Origin of the sequence: Methanosarcina sp. Kolksee, assembly GCF_000969945.1 — an archaeon.
Lineage (GTDB): Archaea > Halobacteriota > Methanosarcinia > Methanosarcinales > Methanosarcinaceae > Methanosarcina > Methanosarcina vacuolata.
In genome coordinates this window covers 972,716-995,970 of the sequence record NZ_CP009524.1, presented here as the reverse complement: position 1 = coordinate 995,970, position 23,255 = coordinate 972,716, and the positions used below count along the sequence as shown (strand labels likewise).

The window sequence follows — 23,255 nt, the reverse complement described above, 5'->3', positions numbered from 1 at the left end:
TCCCCTCTTAACTTCTTCATTCAGAGAAGGCTTGCAATTTCTTCCTTTCATTAATACCGTAATTTACAGTTATCCCCACTAAAAGTACAGCTAACGAACAGTACTTTTGGACAGAACTCCTCGTATATCTGTGTAATTCTCCATAGAGTATGTTCTCTTCTCCAATTTAAACACATCTTCTATGATTGACCTTACAGATCTGAGTTCTTTCCATTTGCTTATTAGCTCTTTAAATTTTGCAATTATCTCTTTGTAGAATTTTATTTCTTTTTCGGTATTTCTTCTTGAATCAAATATTTTCAGAGGATATCTAAGCATATTGAAAAGTTTCTTAAAATTACAGTTTTTCCTTGGAAAAATTAAAGGTACTACCTTAAACTCCCTTACAGATATAACGTAGTTTTCATAGGAGTAGTATCCTCTATCAGCATAGATAATGTCTCCTGCTTTTATTATTCTCTTTCTTTTAAGTTCTTTGAGTATTTCCTGATAAATTTGAGGTTCTGACGCATTTGCTTCATTAATTAGAAACGCTAAAGGTTTCAATGTTTGAGAATCAAGTGCAAGAGTCAATTTCATACCAATGAAGAAACCTCTGTGGGTTGAATGTCCCCACTTGTATTCTTTGTTTTTCAGGCTTTCTTGGGTAATCTTTTTAGCGTGCCAGTTCAGGTTAAGGTTCATGTCAGTACTGTCAATAATAATGCCTCTTGACACACTTTTTCTCTTAGGGCATAAATCATTCAAGAGTTCAAAAACAAAAGCATTAAACTCTTGGGGTTCATACTTACTAAGAATGCCATAAACTTCATTTTCAGTTGGTACTAAACTGATTTTTAAAAAGTTTCTCAAGCTTTCTTTTTCTTTTAATTCCTTGATGGTATACGAGATTTCAAAAGAAAAAAACATGCTTAGAAGAACAATTTTTATAGTAGGTACTTATAGTAGGTACTGATTTGTGGAGGGGCACAATGCCCCTCCTTGTAAGAGTTTGCTTACAGAATCTCAAATCAAAAACATTTAATATTTCGGACAACAATATCCATTTGAAATCTTTATTTAGTGGTATAAGTGGAGATTTCGTAATAATCACCAGAGAAGGATTAAAAATCCTTCTCAATAAAATTTACGATTTTTTATGACCTTAATTAAAATTCAGACGAAAAATTGAATGTACTTTTTTGAGGGAAACTAATAGCCTTAATTAATGGAACAAAAAAATAATAACCTCTAGTTTGATAGTGAGTTTAAGAGGACCCTATTGAGAAAAGTTAGACCGGAGTTTCTAAAATGTTGAAAAATCAAATTGCGTGCGGCCACCCCAACCTAAACAGGCTGTCCGACAATTACTGATAGTAATGAAATAAAATAATATGTTGGTAGGTTAGAATTTTTTCTTTATACAAATTTGTTATCTATTTCTTGTGGTGACTCAATTTTTAAAATGAAAAATTCCATCTATTTCCAATTTTCTTTCCAATGATCTCGTTTTTATTTGAGTAAATCCATATTTTCCTTAAATTAGCTGCAGTACACACTAAATTAAATTCGTTTCTGACTGATTTCAGTCCTCTGGTTAAAAATTCTCTAAACCCTAAATTCTCTTTATAGTTTCCAATTACAGGTTCCACTACCTGCTTTCTTTGTCCATATATTCTTTTAGCTTCTTTTGTTCCCATTTTATTGGCTAATTGCTTTCTTTCTTTTGAAAATTCATCTATTTTTAAATGCCTAATTCCATCCATCCTTTTTGTACACTTTTTGCTGAATTCACATTTTTTACATCTAGTCCCCTTGTAAAGTCTATACTTTTTCTTCCTTTCTTTCTCATGACCCTCGTATAAAAACTTCAATCTTTGATTTTCAGGGCATATAAACTCATCATTTTCTTCGTCATATTGAAAATTGCTAGTGTCGAATATAGTATCTTCAACGTTTTCTGTTTTTGATTTAGCTATTTCCTTTTGCCCTGGAATGTATGGATCCAATTTTTTATCATTCAAATAGACTCTGGTCCAAAATCTAGTGATTTTTGTATTTTTCGATTGAAATCATGAACTTGCAGGAAGAATTCGTTCTTCAATCAAACTCAATATTTGATATCGAAAGACTTCCATCGAGAGGACGTATTTAATGGATTATAACCAATTATAAAATCTAGTGATTTTCAATTTCACGTTTATCACTGGATTTTGGTACTGAGTCTTCAAATAATAAATATTATTTCCACTATAGTATCCACTGTCTGCACATATTTTAGTGCCTTCTTTTAAGAAACCACAATTTTCTTCCACAAGTTTAATCTGTGGCTCCAATTGATACATATCAGTTCTATCTTGAGATACAGCATTTGCAACAATAATCCCCAGTTTATGATCCACAGTTATTTGAGAATTGTATGCCAGTTCAAATACTCTCTTTTTGTTTTTCATAAAACGAGATTCTTTATCGGTCAAACTTACTTTCTCAATACCGTCTTTTTTAAATTCTTCAAGTGCTTCTTCAACTATGTTTTTTATCTCATTTTTACGGTCATCAGAATTATCTTTATTTACTTGCTTTATGTACCTTGCAACTACAGCTTTTACTTTGTACTTTTCATTTTCATTCAATTGATCGTAACCACGGCAATTACCAAAATGCTCATCTTCAAGTTTGTCTACTTCAATACCTTTTTTTAATTCATTGTTAACGTATTTTCCAATAACTTTCAAGACCTCTTCCAAAACTACACTATTTTTGGCTCTTCGTCATTTCATATGGGTAGTTTGAAATCTAACTTTCCTAATTTTAGATAGATCATAGTAATAAAATACTTAGTGTTTCGATACCCTCTCGCATTTCTTTTTATTAACTGTACAATACTGTTAATGCCTTCCACAACTCCGTTAGTAATCCTGGAATCAAAGTAGTTTAGAATTCCATCCCAATGACTTTTAATGGTTTTAGCAACCTCAATTATTGCCTCTAATCTGCTATGAGTTGCCCAAAAATACCACTTTTTTAGATATTGTTCAGCTTCTTCTCGGCTTTTGCATTCCCAGAACTTTCTAAGACTTTCTTTTATATTATATGCTCTGAATGTATCCAGTTTTTGATTTTGGAGTTTTAAAAGCCTTTTTCTCTGTTTATCAGTTAGATTTTCCTTGTTCGTAATCCATATGAATTTGGTATTTTTGAGTTCCTTGGTTTTTTTTGTTCTTGTATCCTTACTTCATTTAATCCTTCATTCATCGCTTTCATCACATGAAATCTATCGAATGTAATTTTTGCATCTGGAAATTCTTTAGAAATTCCACTGATATATGAAGGAGACATGTCGCAACATACCGATTTAATGTTACTTTTGTTTCCATTATGATCTTGCAGATCTTTGCTAAAACTGGTAATAGTCGAAGAGTCTTTTCCTTCACAAGCAAATATTACTTTTGAATCTTTTATATCAACAACAAGAGTTATGTATTCATGTCCTTTCTTGCATGAAGTTTCATCTATACCAACAACACATACATCCGATAAATCCTCTTTAGACCTTGCATTGTCAGTGTAATGGTTTATGACTCTCCAAAGTTTCGTGTCATTTTCTCCAAGCAACTTCCCAATTTGTAACACTGGCATTCTTTTTGAGAGCTCCAGGATATGAGCTTCCATTCGAAGAGTAAAGTTGCTTTTTTCGCGAGCCCATGGAACTTTTATTTGGAGAACTCCACATTTTTCACATTCTATTCTTGGAATTCTACAGTGTAAATATGTAGAATATTGAAAGTAATTAATGTGCCGTAACACTTTTTCCTTAGTATCATAAGCTGAGCAGTTTGGTTTGCCACACTTAGGACAGGGAAATTTGGAACCACGTGTAAAATCAATCCAAATATTAAGTTTTTCAGATGTTAAATCAAATTCAGTACTGGTTATTTGCCAAGGGTCTTTGACATTCAAAGGTATTTCAAATGTATTTTCGCAAATGGGATATCAAACTCCTGCAGTTATTTGTACTAAATAATATAATACTTATTTATATTATATTACTAATATAATAACTTACCCATATTATACAGCGAAGAGCCCTATTTTTTTGACGCAGAAGCTTTTACTATGGATCCGTCAATGCTTAACTGCTCAAGACCTATTACACCTAGATCTTTAGCTGCTTTAACTGTGTTTTTGAACAGTTCTGTAATCAATTTTTCATTATCTTTTCTGAAGTCACTTATTGTTCTAAAATCCGGTTGTAGGTTTTCAGCCAAATACATGTAAACTACATTTTCTCGAACATTGCGAGCTATTGCTCGCGATGATCGAACTCTATCAAGCATCGACTGAATCAAAATTTTACACATTATGCACGGATGATAAGCTGGGTGTCCAGAACCGTCATACCTTGTTTCAAATTCACTGAAATCCATCTCATCTACAAAAGACTCAACCAAGTAGCAGATATGATCTGAAGGAATAAGATCTCGGATATCTGGAGGTAAAGTCCAAACTTGATTCTTTGAAGATTTGATAAACGCCATAAATCAAAAAATTAGTGAAATATTATATAATAATTGACATATTCAAAGCAGAAACCTCAATTAACTGAGATAATTGTCGGACAGCCTGTAAAGGACGGGGTATTCGTGACCCTCTGCACTCCCGTTGTAATAAAGCCTAGATCCTAGATTCGGCAGGTCGACATAAGAAATTTGAATATTTTTCTTGACATCGTTTTTGAACATTTGATAAATATACATGAGATTTAAAGCTGGTTAACTTGTGGCTCAACTCCCACGACACATATAAACACTGAATCATTTTGCCATTAAAGTTTAGTATGAGAGATTGTGTTTGGATTATATGTAAACCTTACAACTGCACACAATAAGGGATCATTATTTTAAAATCGTCATCAACAAAAATTATCAAAAATGAAATGTCGACGTTGAATAAGAAAGAGCGATTACTCGCTCTCCCTCTTCTAAGAACCGTACGTGAAAGTTTCCCTTCATACGGCTCAAGCATTCTATAACCTTTTCTGTATCAGGCAGCAGTTTTTTTTCAAATGGAATGTCCTTTCCGGAAACTTAATTTGTATTGACGTTCACGGAAATAATTAGTGTCAAGAAACGGATTCATTTTCAGCTTTAAAGGAATATGCCTACAGATTCTGGTTTTGGATAAAAGCAATAAACCATTTATTCCTGTTCTGAAATTCCACCTTCTGGAAGTGCTTCTTTTCCAGTACTTGTTGACAATCCAATCTTTGGATTTATCTGGATGTCTTCTTTTAGCCCATTTCCATAACAGTTCCCATATTATGTGGTCAAGTTTCTGGAAAGTATCCGAAGAAACCACAGAATTATGGTAGTTGGACCAGCCTCTTATTATGGGATTTAATTTGGCAATTAAAACCTCCTGAGACCATGCTCTTCCTTCAGTTATGGTTTGACTGATTGTTTCAGTAAATCTTTTAATGGACTTTTTGGAAGGTTTAGTCAGAAGCTTACCTTTATACTTGCGGAAATTCCAGCCGAGGAAGTCAAAGCCTTCATTAATGTTTGTGATAAGGGTTTTATCATCGGAGAGCTCAAGACCTCGTTCTTTAAGAAAAGCAACAATTACATCCTGGATTTCTTTCGCGGTTTCTTCGGAATTAGCAGTGACTATGAAATCGTCAGCGTATCTTATGAAGTTGACCTTTTTGGAATTTTCCCCTCTTTTAGGGTACTTAGCAAAAAGCAACTTCTCGATGCCATCCAATGTCATATTTGCCAGAATTGGAGAGATAATCCCACCTTGCGGAGTGCCTGCTTTCGTTGAATTCAAATGACGTTTATATATAAAACCTGCTTTCAGAAATTGAGTTAGTATAGCTTTTTCCATTGGAATATTAGTCAGCGACCACTGATGATTTATATTATCGAAACATCCTTTAATATCACCTTCCAAAATCCATTGAGCTGAAGTCTTCTTACTAAGACATAGAAAGATTTGCTGACAGGCATCCTTGGTACTTCGATGTTTTCTGAAGCCAAAAGACCGTAGGTCAGACTTAATTTCAGCTACTGGTTCAAGAGCTAATGCGTATAGAGACTGCATAGCCCTGTCATATATTGTAGGGATACCTAAGGGACGTTTCTTCTTCTTACCAGGTTTATTGATGAAGACTCGTTTAAGCGGTTTGGATTTGTATCTTTTACCAGTGAGAATAAGGACAGCTTTCATTTTGGAGGCAGAACTTAACCATTTTTCACCATCAATTCCAGATGTCCTTTTTCCTTTATTTTGAGTAACTTTTCTTACTGCCAGAAGTTTGGCATAATAAGAATGAGTCAGTAAATACTGTAATCTCTTGGCAAGATTCCATTTGTTTTGTAGGACTGCTTTTGTAATCCGGGTTTGCAACTTATTAACTCTCTTTTCGACTTGATGCCAGTTAATAGTTTTCCAATTCTGGCAGAGTTGAGCGTTTGTAAGCTTCTTATCCAGAGAGGATATCGTTGAACAACTTACATTCAGAAGTTTGCCTCCTTTCATACAATAGAATACCGATAAGCAAGTATGCACCCTTTCGGGTAGGGCAAAGTTAGAACCCTTATCCATTCCATTACAGAATGGCTTTCGCTTTTTGCCTAAATCCTCTGACCTCTATGCCATTAATTTCCTTCACAGGGTCTCTACCTTTCTTTTTTTTTCAAAAAAAAAAAAAAGAAGGAGCATATAGGGTTTACCAAGTTCCATACTACAAATAATGTGAATACCTTAGAAGCCATCTGTAAACCGAGAATCATTTGTCCATTTGCTATAATGTCGGCAGACCCATTACAGCCTGATTCTATACCTTTTGGTTTAAGCGCATCAACCTGCTTTCGCTTATTCTAGATCACGATTCTTACGATGGTTCACTTTACGTTCTTCATGGTATTCTTATCCTAACCAATTATCAAAGTCAGGTTCCTTGAGTTCTTGATATTGTCATGTGAGCTTCACACACAAACGTTACCATTTATGCATGTCACACTAGGATTACCTCAAATGGAAAAGGTAGCGTATGACGCAATTCATAGTATAGCTTCTTGTCGCACCTGCCGAAGCTAGGTCATAAGGAAGTTCCAATTTATAGCAGATGATATATTCATTACTGACAGTAATCGTCGGACAGCCTTCTTGCAGCGGGGTGCGCCAGCGCAACTTTGATTTGTTTGTATCTGTTATTCGAAGAATATCATGTGCGTTTAACTTAGCAAAATTTCACTCCCTCCATTTGTATATATCTTATCTTTTTGAGTGAAAATTGGATTAATATCATCCATTTTAAAATAAGTAAACCAGTCAACACCTTCTAATAAACCAAACCCAATATTTTTTACAACATTAGCATACAATAAAAGTATATAATTATCATTAGGGATAAATGAATTTCGATTAAGATTTGTATTAATATTCTCTATTGGAAAATAACCCATACTTTCAAGAACACAACCTACTCTAGAGTATCCTCCTGTAAAAAATAGTTTTTTGTTCTTATATCCATGATTTGATAACCAATATAAGGAAGTGACATCATATTCAACTATCTGAGTTGAATAAAAATCTGAAATATCTTCTAGATCACTGGATTTTTCAATATAATTTTGGCCAATTGCGATTGAAACTACATGGTCATTTAGTAAAGCATCTACGAATTGGGTGTTGAATAACATAAATATGGTGAAATATACAAATAATAATTTAACAATTTTATTATCTCGCTGAAATTCAAATTTTTTAAAGAGTTTTTGGAAAAATGTTAAGCCTCCAATAATACAGAAAGGAGCAACTAGAGGTAAAGATAGAATAAACAGTCTTTCAGGGCTCATAGCTGCAAAATGTGAAATCGCAACTGAGGCAACTAAAATCAAAGTGAAATAAGAAGCAAAACCTAAATAAATGACATTGAATTTGGATTTATTACACATATGATTATATAACTCTTTAGCAAGTCCAATAACTAAAAAAATAGCGACACTCAAATTGAGATATGCTCTGATAGTTCCCAAAGTTCTATGCTCTTTAGTTAGCATATATGCTCCTCTAGAACCCGCTGGATTAAAAAATTCAGAAAAAAGGGTCTCACAAATGCGCCTACCCGCTCTCAATAAGATTTGAAAGGAATATGAATCTGAGATATACATGTACCAAGCAAGTGTGATAACTATATAAAGGAACACATAATTAAGAGAAAAATTAATATCAAATAAGTTATATTTGTATGTCGACGGGCTGTCATCACAATTTTTGGTAAAATGTGAAAAACAGTTACAAATTATTTTATCAAAGTAAGAAAATAAGATAACAAAAATAAAAGAAAACATAACAAGATATGAAGTGCCATAGTGAGAAACGATAACGAATGTCGAAAATATTATTAGAAGTATAGATTTATTTACTTTATCTATTTTTGTGTTGAATAGCAGGATGAAAACTAAAACTAAAAATAACATGCTTAGCATTTGTTTTGAAATAAAAATAACATTGAAAATAAAAGGATTAATTACGAAAAGAACTGCAGACAAAAAAGAGCATTTTTTAGACAAATATCCAGAAGAAATTAAATAAATTCCAATAGGAATCAAAGACATAATGAAAGGAAATATTACTTTATAAATCCATGTTAAATCTATGTTGCATATAAAATAGAATATTGGAGGCAATATACTAATACTTAATACAGTAGTTGAAGCGGTAAAAGTATTTGCATCCCATGCCCAATATGCATTTTCAATCGTTGACTTAGCAACATATACCTCTTGATCAAGAACACTGGGATACTTTGTTATCAGCGAGTAAAAGTAAAAGAGTGATATTGATATTGCCCATATCGAAATAGGGAAAAGATTCTCAGATATACCTTTATCAAATCCAATTAGCACAAGTAAAAAAGAAATTATTAGTAATGTAAACATTAAAATAATATTACTATGGTAATAATTTACAAGATATGTCCCAAAAATTGAAAAAAATGGTAATAAAAGAAAAAGCAATAATTGTGGATCAAGTAAAATTTTACAAGAAATAATTTTAGTATCAGAAAAATCTCGATCTTTAATGAAACATAAAATACATAAGAATAAAATAAATACAGTTAAAGAAAAAGTTAAGTACATCGTTGAAATTGGATTTTGTATACCTAAAGATGGAAATATAATGTTCACAAAAAATCCAACAAACATTAGAGAAGCAATACTTAAACCAACTGTATACAAAAAAGTTGTAATATTTCCGAGGTTATGTAACCTTAATATCCTGAGGATAAGAACACCTGGTACAAATATTAGATAAACTACACCAATGATTTCTCTTATGAACGGGACATGTAAATTTATTAAATCTAATCCAATAGAACCCATAAGACCCAATTCAAGCGAAAATATCAAATAAAAAAAACTTGATATTTCCCAGTCATTCATCTGAAAAATATTTTTTATTTTCATAAATAACCCAGCTGATTCATCAAATTACACTTAGGAATGATTCAAGTATAATATCAAAGTATTTGTTGCCAAGAATCATTATTGAGATAATGAAATTATGGACCAATTCCTGAACTGCAAATTTGAAGTTATATTTTTATCATTCCTTAGTTTGTATTCGGCGAAGATACGATCTACAAGAAACGTGTTATTTTCGTTGCTTTTTCTGTTCACGTTAAAATGTAAATCAAGATGGATAGATGATTGCAGTAGTTATTTTAACGTTTAACAGATTCCTTAACCGAATACAATGAATTACACCTCATATACACTGAATTTACAAGATAATTTAGCATGAAAATGCTGCTCTCTTCAAGCATTTTCATTGTTTGTGCACGTTATTCAAAGAATATCCATACGTCTTCGGTTAAGGAATTTTCTTTCCAGAAAGCTATCGATTTTGCATTAGAAACCAGCTTTCAATTTTGGCCTGTTTACATGAAATCAATACCCTGTCCCATATCACAATTTATTTAAATATTTGCCAAATGTTGAGGAAATAGACTCAATTTATCACGATTTCTTACTTAACCGAAGACGCATGAAAGAATATCATGTGTGTTTATCAGATAGTAGATCCCTAACATCAATTTTCCTGTTACTCTACCATATTTAGATCCATCATATCGCAAAAGTATCAAAACATAATTATCACATAATTATCAGTAGAAACAAATAATTTACTATTAACTATTATATATCCTACATTTCGCAGATAATGGGCTAATTTTTAATTTATTACTATACTGAGATGGTTGATAGCATTCTTGTATATTATCGGTAATGATTCATGACTCTCCAAAGTTTCGTGTGATTTTCTCCAAGCAACTTCCAAATTTGTAACACTGGCGTTCTTTTTGATAGCTCTAGGATTAGAGCTTGCATTCGAAGAGTGAAGTTGCTTTTTTCGCGAGCCCATGAAACTTTTATTTGGAGAACTCCACAATTACTACTACTTATTCTTGGATGCTCTTCGTCATTCTTTATGGATAAAATAATTATCAATTAAAACCGCATTGGTTTTTATGAGAATATTATGAGAATATCTACAAAAAACAACGAAGAGTCCGAAATTATATTAACTGTCATAAACTTCTTCATATACCTGCAAAGTTTCTCTAGCACATTTCTCCCAGCTAAACATCTTTGCTCTTTTTATACCCTTTTCACATAAATCTTGTCTTACTTCATTATTAGTTAATATAATATACATCATATTTGCTAATGTATGAATATCGTAAGGGTTTACCATAACACCTGCATTTCCCACAACTTCCGGTAGAGAGTATGTATTTGAAGTAATTACAGGAGTTCCACATGCCATTGCTTCTAATGGCGGCAATCCGAATCCTTCATATAAAGAAGGAAAAACAAATAGGTCGGCAGCATTATATAAATAAGGCAAATATTCCTTAGGTACTTTGCCGATAAACACAACCTCTTTCACAAGATTTAGTTCAACCACTTTTTTGAAAATATTATTAAAGTTTTGAGTGTTTTTTTGTGCGGTGATAACTAATTTGTGACTAATGTTTTTCTTTTTGATCATGTAGAATGCAGTTATTAATGAAGGTATATTTTTTTTTACTTCTAAGCTACCAACATAAAGGATAAAAGGAAAATAAATATTATATTTTTGTTTAATATTTTCAACCAGTTTATTATTCAAAGGTTTAAAACTTTTGTCTGCAGCTTCATATACTACTTTAATTTTATCTTCAGGAAGATTATATACTTGAATCAAGTTTTTTTTCACACTATTTGAAACAGCAATAATTTTATCGGAAGTTTTTAGAGCCTTTGGGAATAGGTACTTGTACCTAATCCCAGTCATACTGTAAATAGGAAAAGAATAAGCCATATTATCATGAGCGGTTATTACTTTTTTTTGATCTTGAAGTTTAGTGAACAACGAAGCATTCTCAGGACTATGAATTATATCTATATCGAGGTCATTACTTCTTAATTTTAATTGTAAATATAGGTTCCAAATATACGATTTCTTTGGAAAGCTATTTACAAAAGGACCAACAATTGATTTATTAAGATGATTAAATCCTTCGTGATCTGCATAATCTATTAAAGAAATAGACTCTTTAGGACAAATCTGAGAAACTTCTTTAATCAAATTAAACGTATAAGTACCTACTCCAGTAGTACGCCGTCCTAAGCTTTCAGAGATTATTCCAACTTTCATAATTTCAACTCATAACAGATTTTTGACAGAATCAGCGATTTGTTTTCCAATCATAGTAGAAGTGCATTTTTCACAGAATGTTCTGTACCCTTCTTCAGCAATCTTAGATCTAAGATCTAGATCCTTTTTTAAATCCAATATTGCATTAACAAGAGCATCCGAATTAGCATGCTCCACAAGTAAAGCATTTTGCCTGTTTTCAAATAATTCCCGATTCGCAGGATTATCTCCAACAATTACAGGTTTTTTCATAGCAATGAATTGAAATGTCTTACCAGCTATGACTTTTTTTGACTTATCTATATCTGAGAAATGTCCCCCTAAACAGATATCCGCCTTTGCAATTTCCATTGGCAATTTTTCATAGGGAATCCAATTTACAAACTCTACATTTATTATATTAAGTTCTTGAGCAAGTTTTAAGATTTTCTTTTTCTCCATTCCGTTGCCTACTATTTTAAATTTGATCTCTTCATAAGATTGTAATTTTTTTGCAGCTTTTATAATATATTCAATGCCTTGTAAAGGAAGATAAGAACCATAATAGAAAATATTACATTTTTCTGTAAAACATTCAGAGCCTAGCACTGGGTAAAACACTGAATCATCGGCACCAACAAATAATCGTTCAAATTTTTTACGATCTAAACCAAAAATATTTACGAAATAATTTATATGGGCATCCGAATCCAAAAGAACTTTATTTGCAAGTTCACAAGAGTGTTGATCTAACCAATAAAAAAACTTTCCAGCAACAGACTTTGGGCTGAATTGTTTTCTGTCAAAACACATAGTATCGTATGCAGATAAAAAAGCGTCAAAAACTATTGGTTTATTTGAAAATTTCTTAATAATGGGAACTAAAGGTTGACCAAAAAAACCTACAAAAATTAGATCAAATTTTTTATCATAATTTTTCAAAAATTTCAACATAACCTTAAAGTATCTACTAGAGTAAGATCTCGATTCATCGGTGCATTCTATGATTTCTATATCATTATCTTTTAGGCCTTTGAGTATAACTGCATTTCTTGTATACGATCTCTCTCTTCCAGAAATATAAAGAATTTTCATAGATTACACCTGATAAAAGAAAGCAAACAATGTTTAAAAAGATGTTTAACAATGCTAATTGTTCCGATAGTCATATTCCAGTTTCTTCAATCTATACAGAATCTCGTCCTGAACTTTTCTCTGAGTTCTCAGGGTATCAGCTATAATTCCAAGAGTCATTGTGGAAACTCCAATGAGCATTAACAAAACTGTTAGCACAGCTGAAGGCAAATTCCCTGACACTACTCCTGTTTCAAAATATCCAAATAGTACTCTACTCCCAAAAATAAGGCCTACAAAAATAAAGAAAATACCGATTCCAAAAAAGGTCTCAAGAGGATGGAAATCACTGTAACCCCTTGCAATTGTACCCCCTGCTCTCTTGGCATATTTCCATATACTTGAAATAAGGCGGGAATGACCATCCCTTCTTCTGAATTCTATGGGGACTTCTTCAATCACAAGCCTGTAGTGTGAGGCCTGGATAAGAGTTTCCTGAACATAAGTATAATCAGCCATGACATTCAGGTGCAAGGCACAGTCCCTTGTAAAGGCCCTAAAACCGGACTGAGCATCCGAAACAGGAAAACCTGAGACCATTCTGGTGATGAAGGTTGCAATTTTATTTCCAATTTTTTTCTGAATTGGCATATACTCAATATGACCATTTGTACGGGAACCCAGGACAAAATCGGCTCTACCTGCAAGAATAGGCTCTATTAGTTTAGGGATTTCTCCTCCATTGTATTGTCCATCTCCATCGGTGTTTACGATTATATCGGCACCCATTTCAATAGCTTGCTGAAGGCCTGCCTTGAAGGCAGGAGCAAGACCTTTGTTTCTCTTGAAACTGATAATTTTATCTGCACCTGCCTTTTTAGCTTCTTGTGCAGTTCTGTCGACAGAGCCATCGTTAATAACCAGAACTTCAACCTCTTCACAACAGTTGCGGGGAATTTCTTTTATAACCGAGGCAATTGATTTTTCTTCATTGTAAGCAGGAATCATTACTACTAATTTCATGGAAGCACCAGATCGAAAAGTTAATTTGTGATTTTTAGTCCTGAGTTTTTAAACGAACCATGCTGCAAGGTTAGGAAACATGTGTTTCTTTCGAGAAATCGGCAATTAGATCGACAATCCTCCCACGAATTATCCACAACAATTGCTTTATCAGCTAGTTCCTGCTCCTGTAAAACCATGCTACCTATTGAAACCTCCTCATTATAATAAGTTGGAAGAATCACGGTTATATTTGGGGGGGCCGTGTCTTTAGCGCGCAGATTTTCATTTTGAGTTATATCCTGCGAGCTGTTACCCATCTGCAGCTCATTATTCATTTATTATTACCCCTTTTTTAAAGCCACTTTCATAAACATCCCACAACAAATTTTGCAAATGTGTTTTAAGCATCATGGAATTTTGATCCATGCAAATAATACATTCCATTTAAAATATAATTTAAAACGATGAAAGTATAATAATATAAATATATTATATACCCCATAATAATTTTATATTTTGCCCAGTAATACATAATGTGAAACAAATATGTCTTATCAATACGATAGGATCTTGTTTGTATTGGCAGAGGAATACAAATTTAATTACTCTGCTTGGAAACTATAGGGAAGGATTATATAAATCATATAATCTTATTTAATAAATATACTAAATTAGTTGATTATATATAAAGTTAGTGAGTTAATATAACTGTACGTTAATAAAAAGAAATATAGTGAAAATAAAAAGTACTCAGTTAACAGACCTAATATAATATTATTATAATTGAATTGTATGGTGTAAAAGGATCCTGCAGCTGGACATAATATGATAAATCTCAGAAAACAAAAAATAACTATAGAAACAAGACCATTAGAACTAATTGATTTTATATCAACATGCAGGCATCCATGCCCAATCCTAGTTTTTCTCAGCAGTTTTGACTAATTCAAGTTTATCTTATCTCCTATCTCACTCTCCGTATTTACTGATGGAAATGGATGAAAAATGTTCCTGGAAAATTAACTTAAGAAATGCACCTTATCTGCCGATTCCATATAAAAGCTGTTGAAAAAATCAAACTTTGAAACATCCGAATCATACCGAATTCTTTAAGGATGTTCGACAATTCAATTTCAGGATCAAATATTACGAAAAGGAAGCATTTTACACATTTAAATTAAAAAATAAGGGGTTAGTTTCTTATTGGCAGTAATAATTGGACAGTTTCTCCAGGATGGATGGAACATGTAATTTGATTTTTCCATATGAGCTTAAGGAATAAAACTTTTAATCAAAAATAAAAAACTATAAACAAAACTTTATATATTATTCACAATAAGAGGTTGTGGAATATCAGGCAGGTTTGCACAAATAGAGTAAGTTAGCCCTGAGTGAAAGAAGGAGTTTCAATGAAAAAAAGAATTATTCATACGAATCAGAAAAAGCTGAATTTTCTAATAATTATTTCAGTGCTGAGTCTGGCTTTACTGGCAGTTTCTCCTGCATGTTGTAGTGACTTAAATAATTCCTCATCCTCACAGACAGGGCCTGTTTTGAAACTGGTACCTTCCAACAATACGGAAGAACCAGGCTTTTCCACATTTGTCTTATCCGATGAGAATTCGGGGCCTTTCCAGAAAATGGGACAATATGTCGATATTATTTACGCTTTTGCAGGAATTGGAGCAGCAGCTCTGATTATTTTAATATATCGACACATGGCTTCAAAAGAACAAGAACTGATCGAAAGTCCTCCGGAAGAGCTCTATCCACATAAAACCTGGAAAAAATTAGGGCTTGAAGACATAAATCTGGAAGAATTCGAGGCAGAAAGAATCAGGCTCTTTACTGCAATACCTATTGTATTCATAGGCCTGGCCGAACTCCTTATCTATGCACATAAAATTCAAATCGCTATCTGGGTACATATCGGAGTTTTAATTGCGTTATCTCTTTCCGATATAATCATAAAGAACCTCAAAGTATACAGAATTTATCAGGCTCTAATGCTTCTTCCTATCCTGAGATTGGTAAATCTTTCTATGCCCATATTTTTTAATACCACCCTTTATACCTTTGTTTTCGTTTATGGCCCTCTTTTAGTTCCCCTGGCAATTATAGTAATTAATCAACGTTCCTCTTTTGAGAGTATAGGGATTACTGCAAAGAATCTTCCGGCTTATATTATCCTTTCAATACCACTGGGCTTTCTGCTTGGGCTTGGGGAATACCTGACCATCCGTCCAGAATACCTTATTAAGGAACTTTCTATCGTAAACCTGCTGATACTTACTTTTATAATGGTGTTCTTCGTGGGCTTAGTTGAGGAAGTTATTTTCAGGGCAATCCTCCAGACAAGGCTCGAAGATGCACTCGGCGTGAAAGAAGCAGTGTTAATTGCAGGGCTTCTATTCGGTCTCATGCACTCGGGATATGGTACCTTCCATGAAGTTTTATATACAGGTTTTGTAGGACTTTTCATGGGCTTTGCTTTCTATAAGACAAAAAGTCTGCCCTTTGTTGTTGTTCTGCACGGCTTGGTCAATGTTTTCCTTTTTGGGATTTTGCCTCATTATCTGAGTGGCTGGACAGTATTCTGAAACGTTCTTAAAATCAGTATAAGTATTCAGTTGTTGGCAGTGTCGCGAGTTTGCTGTATATTTGAAATCAAATTTTTGTGTATGGTGGAAATTAATCTTCCGACGTTGAAGATTCTACTCCCCAACTTCTTAATATTTCAATTTTATAGGAAAATTGGTGCACTGGAAAATTAGAGCTGGTATTGATAATGGATAGTTGAATAGACACAGAAATTATTTCATTGGTCATCGGTTAAGAAATTTTCTTGCCTGAAAGCTATCGGTTTTGCATTAGAAGCCGTCTTAAATTTTGGCCTATTTACGTTAAATAGATACCTTGGTCCAGCTTATAACTTATTCAACTATTTGATAACAGTTGAGGAAATCGGTGCAATTATCACGATTCCTCACTTAACCGAAGACGCATGGAAATTATTTGGATTAAACATAAAATGCACATTTCGAACCCCTGCCAATTTGGGATAATAATCCCTTGGTATTTGATCGTTTTGTTAATGAATGACTATAATAATTATACTTTTGTGATCTTTAATTATACAAAAGTATCAAAAATAGAAATGTGAGATAAAACAGGTTTTTTGATCAAAAATATGCAAAAAATAAAAATATAATTGCTGATATCTAAAAAAAGATAAAAAATAATATAAGAGCCGATCCCAAAACTCAAAATTACTTCTCTGAATATTTGTATTCTGGATTATCAATAGAGCTTATGATTCTGAAAAATAATCCTGAAACACTTACTGATGTGGAAATAATATTGGTTTTGGGACGAGCTCAGAATATTATTTAATAGCTATAATCAGACAAAAATAATCGCTGCAACATTAAAAGCCACAATTGCCACAAAGCTGAAGAACAAAGGAATAATTGCCATATTAAAGGAATTGTTCAGATATTTGTTCCACTTCTCAGATGCTGAAAATACCTCTTTTAGAGAGAGAAGAGCTATAAGTCCAACAACTATTGCAGCCCCATACTGAGGAAGTCCTGGAGTCGTGATCATAGTTACCGCGCTTGATGCAGCGGCGCTTGAGACAATACTAGATGAGATACTACTTAGTAACATAGTAACACCTTCCACCAATGATATTTCCTTTCTAAATGATAAGATACCTGCTTAGGTATTGCAAGTGCCTTAAAAGAATATTATAGTTTAAGATACAAATAACGTAATAGTATAAAAAAGTTTTCTCCTAAACTTTAATTCTTAAATAGTGTAAATTACTTCTCCGGCTTCCGGATTAATTAACAAGTATTTCGAAAATTCTAGATAGATATGTTCTTTTTGTGCATATAATTTAATGAGTGATCCTTCAGCTCTGAATAGAAATGTACAGAGCTATTAGCATTAGTAGCTTATTGGAATCTATAGAGAATTAAAAAGATTTACAATGAGTATCTGTGCAATTAACCCGCCTGTCTTAGTGATTAAAATAGGATGATAAGCAATTTCTTCACTGCAAGAAGTAAAAAGTTTTCACTGCAAAAAGTAAAAAGTCTTCACTGCAAAGGAGTAAAAGGAAAGATTTAACTTTCCTCTACTTTTTGTCTTCCCGCTTCAAAAGCCCTTAAATTCACTTCAATTGTTTTCTGCGGCACAAGGGCTTTAACACTATCAAGCAGAGTTTCTTTAGGAATCGGCAGATAGCCTGAGACTGCTCCCACCATCACGACATTCATTGCAAGCCTGTTCCCGGCTTCGTAAGCCAGGTCATCTGCATTAAAGGCTTTGACTATGTATTTTTCCGAAAGAAAATCAAGAATGTCTGAGACTTCCGGATATTTCGTAAGGCCTGAGGTAACAGTTACAGGAATTATGGGTTGGGTATTCATTATAATAATTCCGCCGTCCTTCAGGAAATCCAGGTATCTGACTGCTTCCATAGGCTCAAGGGCAAGCAGAAGGTCTGCACCTTTTTTCGGGATCATGGACCCATAGTCATTTCCAACCCGAATATGGTTTACAACCGAACCTCCACGCTGGGCCATGCCGTGAGTTTCCGCAGCCCGGATAGGCATTCCTGCAATAACTGCGGCTTTTCCTATAATGTCAGAGGCAAGGATTGCACCCTGTCCTCCTACTCCTGTAATAAGGAGATCTAATTTCTTTTGTTCAGCCTGGCTCATCGCTTCACCTCCTGAATCGCATCAAACTTGCAGATCTGGGCACAGACCCCGCACCCACTGCAAAGAGCCGTAATTACAGCACATTTGTTTTGCTCGTTAAACTCAATTGCAGGGCATCCGAACTTAACACACTGCTTGCAGCCTTCGCATTTTTCAGGATCAATAACATATGGGGCCCGACGTATACCTGCCCTTTTTCCTGAAATCACGCAGGGTTGCCTGGCAATAACCACAGCTACGCCTTCAAATTCCTTTGCTGCCTTAAAAGCTTCCTGTATTTCTTCAAGCTTATAAGGATCGACAACCGATACAAATTCTGCACCCATTGCTTTGCAGAGCTCTTCAAGTGAAACCTGTACGGTTTGCTCTCCTGTTGCCGTATACCCGACGCCTGGATTTGGCTGGTGTCCGGTCATGGCTGTAATACGGTTGTCCAGAATAGTAACCGTGATATTTGCTTTATTGACAATTGCGTTCAGGAGCGAGTTCATGCCTGAATGGAAAAAGGTCGAGTCTCCTATGGAACAGCAGATCGGCCGCTTTTCTCCTGCATGGTAAAGCCCTGAAGCAACGCTGATACTTGAGCCCATGCAGAGTGTGGTCTCAACAGTCCCGCTCTGAATTCCGAGGGTGTAACAACCGATATCGCTGGGGTAAATTGCATCTTTTCCAAAGACCTTTTTCATTGAGTAAAAAGTCGCCCTGTGAGAACAGCCTGCACAGAGAGCAGGCGGGCGAGGAGCAAGTTCAAGAGATGTGCCTGATGTTTCAGCTTCAGTCTCAAGGTCGAAGGTTTTCTTAAGGGCCTCAAGGAAGGCACTTACATCCAGTTCTCCTTCTCTTGGCACAAAACCATTAGTTTTTCCAAGCACTGAAACCTCAATCCCGGCTTCCTGTGCAATCATCTTTACCTGTTCTTCCACGATAGGCTCAAGTTCCTCAAACACCAGTACGGCGTCTACGGTTTCAAGCAGCTCAAGAATTAGTTTTCTCGGAACTGGATACGCTCCGATTTTAAGGTAAGAAACTTCAAGTCCAAGCTCTACAAGTGCTTCTTTTGCATACGCTGAGGCAATGCCTGCCCCTATTACTCCGAATTTTGCATCTGGTTTAAGCTCAAGGGAGTTCCATGGGGATTCGGCAAGGGCATCCTCAATGGGCTGCTGGATAGAAAGGAGATGTGTATGGCGTGGGCGTGCGTTCTTTGGAAGCATGACCCAGCGGTCCAGAAGTTTTTCAAAATTAGGAGCCGGTTTTTCGACGGGTATCTCTCCAAGCTCAATATCTGACTTTCCGTGTGAAATCCGGGTTGTGGGCCTGAAGATCACAGGAACTTCAAACTTTTCGGAAAATTCAAAGGCATAGGGCAGCATGTCCTTTGCTTCCTGGGGGGTTGAGGGATCAAAACAGGGCACAAGGGCAAAGTGGGCATAGCGCCGTGTATCCTGCTCGTTCTGGGATGAGTGGCACGATGGGTCATCAGCAACGATTGCAATCAGCCCGCCCTTTGTCCCTGCGTACGCTAGAGTCATAAAGGGATCGGCTGCAACATTTAGCCCGACATGTTTCATTGTCACTACAGAACGAACTCCTGTCCAGGCAGCTCCAACTGCAACCTCCATTGCCACCTTTTCGTTAACCGACCATTCAATATGGTAATCCCGGTCTTTTCGGGCTGCAAGCGTATCTATAATCTCCGACGACGGAGTTCCGGGATAGCCTGCAATAACCTGCACGCCACCTTCAAGAAGCCCGCGGGCAATTGCCACGTTTCCAAGCATGTACTCACGCATTGTCATAATTATTGTCTCCAGTATTTAAACAGGAAAAAATATAGTTCAGATAACAGATTAAATATATTCTTATTGATTCATATCAGCAAATTTAAGTGATTTACTCGATTGGTGACAGCAAATCTGAAGTTTCATAAGGACAGTTTAACAAACCATACCTGCTGTCCGAAACCAGGTAAAACTTTTGCATTATTCAAATAACACGATCAATAATATACTTTCGGATAAGTGCCCTGAAGTTCTCTTCTTGTACGACCTCAAATTGCAGAAAAAAATAATAAATGATGAGAGTTACAGTTTTTGACAGAACATAAAAATAGATTTAAATGCTGGTAACAGTTTGCTCACTGTCCAGCTTATGAATAAACAATTTAACTTTTCCTCAGAAACTCTGCAAGATTCTTGATCTCATCTAGCTCTAAATTAAGTTCTTTGCCCTTAAGTGACGTCTTAAATATTTCTCTTCTTTCCGGGATTTCGGCCACTACATTCGTGCAATTTACCGACGCTAGCATCTCTTCCCTTATGTCCGGTTCAACCTTATTAAGCACGAAATAAACCTTGCAGCCGCATTGTGCGCCAAATTCATCAAATTTCTTTGAAAGCCTTAAAGACTCGTAAGAAGGATCAACAACAACAAGGATCAGGTCAAAGTCCTTGTCAACCCCACGCCCGAAGTGCTCAGTGCCGGCTTCGGTATCCACGATTACAAGATCATCTTTTCCAAGGTCAAGGTTTTCAAGAAATTCCCTTGTAAGAACTCCCATTGGACAGGCACAGCCCTCTCCGAAATTGTGAATTTTGCCAACTGCCATCAGCTTAACTCCGCCCTTTTCTTCCACAAATTCCGGTGGGAGGTCGGAAAAATTCCATCTCTTTTCGAAAAAGCGGGACTGCTGCTGCGCTGGCTGACCTGAAGTACTCCCACTGGCTGCAAGCCCCAGGAACTGCGTTTTTTTGGGAGCTGCCCTTTGTTTTTCTTTAAAGCCCGTTTTACCTCCAAAGTATCCCATAAGATCCTTGGGAGCAACCATTCCTAACTGGCTGTGCAGCCCGTAATTGGACTCGTCAATGTCGAGTACAAGCACGTTTTTAGTTTTTGCCATTTCCTTTGCCAGGAGCGCCGAAATCGTACTTTTTCCGCTTCCTCCTTTTCCGCACACTGCGATTTTCATATATAGTTCACCTATCCCAGTAATTTCTCCTGCTGAATTAAAAACGCTTCCTTTAAACACTTTCTTGCCTGAATAGTCAGATGAAAAATGAAAATGAAAGGAAAAGGGAGGAAAGTGAAAAAACAAAGGTCACGGAGAAAAAGAAAGAATGAATAAATCCAAAAAATTATTTAGAATAATGATTGCAACCTGATAATAATCAGAAAGAGATGATACCAAAATTCAAAAGTGGATGCCAGTAGTGAGAAAATGTATCCGTTTTTGAAATGGAGATTAAAAGCTGGTCATGGAGAATAACGATCTCGAAAGACCTTCTCCGGACCTGGCATGTGGGATGTAACGGGGTGAGCAAATCCCCATAAATAGCTATGAAGTTTTAGTATATAATTACGCATGTTTTGATCTTTTTTAATAATTCGGGGATTTAGGAGCCATCTCTTCTGCACATGATTTAGCTTTATGATTTAGCTTTTATCCTGATAGAGATGGGACAATTTTCGTGCCTCAGAACTCATAAGAAACGGAAATTGAGTGCCTCAAACATCTAATTATTTTAATACATATGTAGGTTAATTTATGGTTCAGAGTATACCCAAAAAGTCAAATAATGACTGAAATTCTCGACATACATTGAAAATAATTTAATATTTACAGAATCAAAGTCAATACTCTGGTGGAGTATTATGAGTTCATCAGTGCTACCGGAAAAACCTCAGAAATTTCAGGGAAGAACTTCTTTCCTGTATTTTTCAAATCCCAGCCTGTCAAAGAGATCTCCTAACCTTTCTCCGTCAAGGCCTTCTCTCCTGTAATACTCAAAGGTTTTTTCTAGAATCGAAAATAGCTGCCCCTCGTCAGCAAGCTCAAGAAGCTTTGTCCCGTGCCCAGGCTTCCTTCCCAGCTTACCTCCGACAAAGATTGTGCATCCGGTTTTTTCCGCCCTCAGCGCATCTTTCCTGCAGGCTGCTATACATAACCCGCAAAGGATGCACTTTTCCCTATCTATGCTGGCTTTATCATCGAGAACCTTTATTGCTTCCATTTTACATGCTTTTTCACAGCGCTTGCAGCCAACACAGTTTTCTGAGATAAGTTGTGGTTTTGTCGTACCCATTACTCCAAAATCGGTATCCTGGGGTTTTACGCAAGCCGATGGACAGCCAGTTACTGCAATCTTGAGTTTTTTGGGAACAGTTTCTCCTACATATTTTTCAGTTATCCTGTTTGCTATTTGCTGGCAGTCGATCAACCCAAACCTGCAAACCTCATTTCCCTGGCAGGCAACTACTGCTCTTACTCGCTTTCCAGACGAGCCTCTCAAAACTCCCTGCTTCTCAAGTTCAGAACTTGCTTCTTCAGCCTCTTCGAGTTTGACAAAAGGAATCTCAATTCCCTGCCTTGAAGTTATGTGGATATATCCATGTCCGTATTTCTCGGCAGCATCAGCAATTGCACGCAGCTTTTCTGCGTCAATCCTGCCACTAGTAGCTCTAACCCGCATTGAAACCATGTTTTCCTGCCTCTGAGGCAGAAATCCTTTACTTTTGAGTAAAGACTCATCTATTTTTTTCTCACTCATATAAGGTCACTTGTTGAAAAGGCATTATTATGGATGTATATAAAAATTGTTAATGATTCGATTTTCCTTATAGATTGCTATTTGTAATCCGAACCCGAAACGTGGAATTTCTATCCCTGTACCGACTGCTCGGAGAAATATCCTTTACCCGGGGCTACTATCCTGCACAAGATCGAATGTCATAAGGGAAACTGTTGAAGACGGAATGAAGTGTCAACAAAAAGAAAAA

General features: G+C 35.3%; 14 protein-coding genes and 5 pseudogenes. 2 read left to right on the top strand and 17 right to left on the bottom strand.

All coding sequences use genetic code 11. From position 1 onward, the window contains the following. Positions 1-16: 16 nt before the first annotated feature. Positions 17-1,042, bottom strand: a pseudogene (locus tag MSKOL_RS04215) (transposase). Here MSKOL_RS04215 and MSKOL_RS20915 point away from each other — a divergent pair. After that, positions 972-1,142, top strand: coding sequence for a hypothetical protein (locus tag MSKOL_RS20915; protein ID WP_231592684.1), 171 nt, complete (start codon positions 972-974; stop codon positions 1,140-1,142). The pseudogene MSKOL_RS04215 and the gene MSKOL_RS20915 overlap by 71 nt on opposite strands. Positions 1,143-1,432: 290 nt before the next feature. Here the strand turns inward: MSKOL_RS20915 and MSKOL_RS04210 are convergent. The 11 genes and pseudogenes from MSKOL_RS04210 to MSKOL_RS04165 all read right to left on the bottom strand — a co-directional run. Continuing rightward, positions 1,433-2,006 (bottom strand): annotated as a pseudogene (locus MSKOL_RS04210) (transposase); the annotation flags it as partial. A gap of 132 nt (positions 2,007-2,138) precedes the next feature. Next, positions 2,139-2,729 (bottom strand): annotated as a pseudogene (locus MSKOL_RS04205) (transposase); the annotation flags it as partial. 26 nt (positions 2,730-2,755) lie between these two features. Then, positions 2,756-3,867, bottom strand: a pseudogene (locus MSKOL_RS04200) (ISL3 family transposase). Positions 3,868-4,070: 203 nt separating this feature from the next. Then, a pseudogene (locus MSKOL_RS04195) lies at positions 4,071-4,517 on the bottom strand (transposase); the annotation flags it as partial. 523 nt (positions 4,518-5,040) lie between these two features. After that, positions 5,041-6,519, bottom strand: a complete 1,479-nt coding sequence (gene ltrA / locus MSKOL_RS04190; RefSeq protein ID WP_048153887.1) for a group II intron reverse transcriptase/maturase — start codon at positions 6,517-6,519, stop codon at positions 5,041-5,043. Between the two features lie 698 nt (positions 6,520-7,217). Further along, positions 7,218-9,455, bottom strand: coding sequence for a DUF2206 domain-containing protein (locus MSKOL_RS04185; protein WP_048153885.1), 2,238 nt, complete (start codon positions 9,453-9,455; stop codon positions 7,218-7,220). Positions 9,456-10,268: 813 nt separating this feature from the next. Beyond that, positions 10,269-10,499 (bottom strand): helix-turn-helix domain-containing protein, encoded by a 231-nt coding sequence (locus MSKOL_RS21540; protein WP_082091026.1) that lies wholly within the window; start codon positions 10,497-10,499, stop codon positions 10,269-10,271. A gap of 73 nt (positions 10,500-10,572) precedes the next feature. Then, entirely contained in the window at positions 10,573-11,691 is a 1,119-nt protein-coding gene (locus tag MSKOL_RS04180; RefSeq protein ID WP_048153883.1) for a glycosyltransferase family 1 protein, read from the bottom strand. Between the two features lie 9 nt (positions 11,692-11,700). Next, positions 11,701-12,765, bottom strand: a complete 1,065-nt coding sequence (locus tag MSKOL_RS04175) for a glycosyltransferase family 4 protein (protein ID WP_048153881.1) — start codon at positions 12,763-12,765, stop codon at positions 11,701-11,703. 54 nt (positions 12,766-12,819) lie between these two features. Then, complete coding sequence (locus MSKOL_RS04170; protein ID WP_048153879.1) at positions 12,820-13,767, bottom strand: glycosyltransferase family 2 protein; 948 nt, start codon at positions 13,765-13,767, stop codon at positions 12,820-12,822. Between the two features lie 20 nt (positions 13,768-13,787). Next, entirely contained in the window at positions 13,788-14,084 is a 297-nt protein-coding gene (locus tag MSKOL_RS04165) for a hypothetical protein (RefSeq protein ID WP_048153878.1), read from the bottom strand. A 1,074-nt stretch (positions 14,085-15,158) separates the two neighbouring features. Between MSKOL_RS04165 and MSKOL_RS04160 the strand changes: the two genes are divergently transcribed. Continuing rightward, positions 15,159-16,349, top strand: a complete 1,191-nt coding sequence (locus MSKOL_RS04160) for a CPBP family intramembrane glutamic endopeptidase (RefSeq protein WP_052725333.1) — start codon at positions 15,159-15,161, stop codon at positions 16,347-16,349. 802 nt (positions 16,350-17,151) lie between these two features. On the opposite strand, the gene MSKOL_RS04155 is transcribed toward MSKOL_RS04160, so the two are convergent. The 5 genes from MSKOL_RS04155 to MSKOL_RS04135 all read right to left on the bottom strand — a co-directional run bounded on the left by MSKOL_RS04155 (position 17,152) and on the right by MSKOL_RS04135 (position 23,026). Next, positions 17,152-17,418, bottom strand: coding sequence for a hypothetical protein (locus tag MSKOL_RS04155; protein WP_048123681.1), 267 nt, complete (start codon positions 17,416-17,418; stop codon positions 17,152-17,154). A gap of 461 nt (positions 17,419-17,879) precedes the next feature. Further along, positions 17,880-18,479 (bottom strand): indolepyruvate oxidoreductase subunit beta, encoded by a 600-nt coding sequence (locus MSKOL_RS04150; RefSeq protein WP_048153875.1) that lies wholly within the window; start codon positions 18,477-18,479, stop codon positions 17,880-17,882. Next, entirely contained in the window at positions 18,476-20,278 is a 1,803-nt protein-coding gene (iorA, locus tag MSKOL_RS04145) for an indolepyruvate ferredoxin oxidoreductase subunit alpha (protein WP_048153873.1), read from the bottom strand. Before iorA ends, MSKOL_RS04150 begins: the two co-directional genes overlap by 4 nt. A gap of 365 nt (positions 20,279-20,643) precedes the next feature. Beyond that, positions 20,644-21,447 (bottom strand): zeta toxin family protein, encoded by an 804-nt coding sequence (locus MSKOL_RS04140; RefSeq protein ID WP_048158140.1) that lies wholly within the window; start codon positions 21,445-21,447, stop codon positions 20,644-20,646. 721 nt (positions 21,448-22,168) lie between these two features. Continuing rightward, positions 22,169-23,026, bottom strand: a complete 858-nt coding sequence (locus MSKOL_RS04135) for a 4Fe-4S binding protein (RefSeq protein ID WP_048118481.1) — start codon at positions 23,024-23,026, stop codon at positions 22,169-22,171. Between the last annotated feature and the right edge of the window lie 229 nt (positions 23,027-23,255).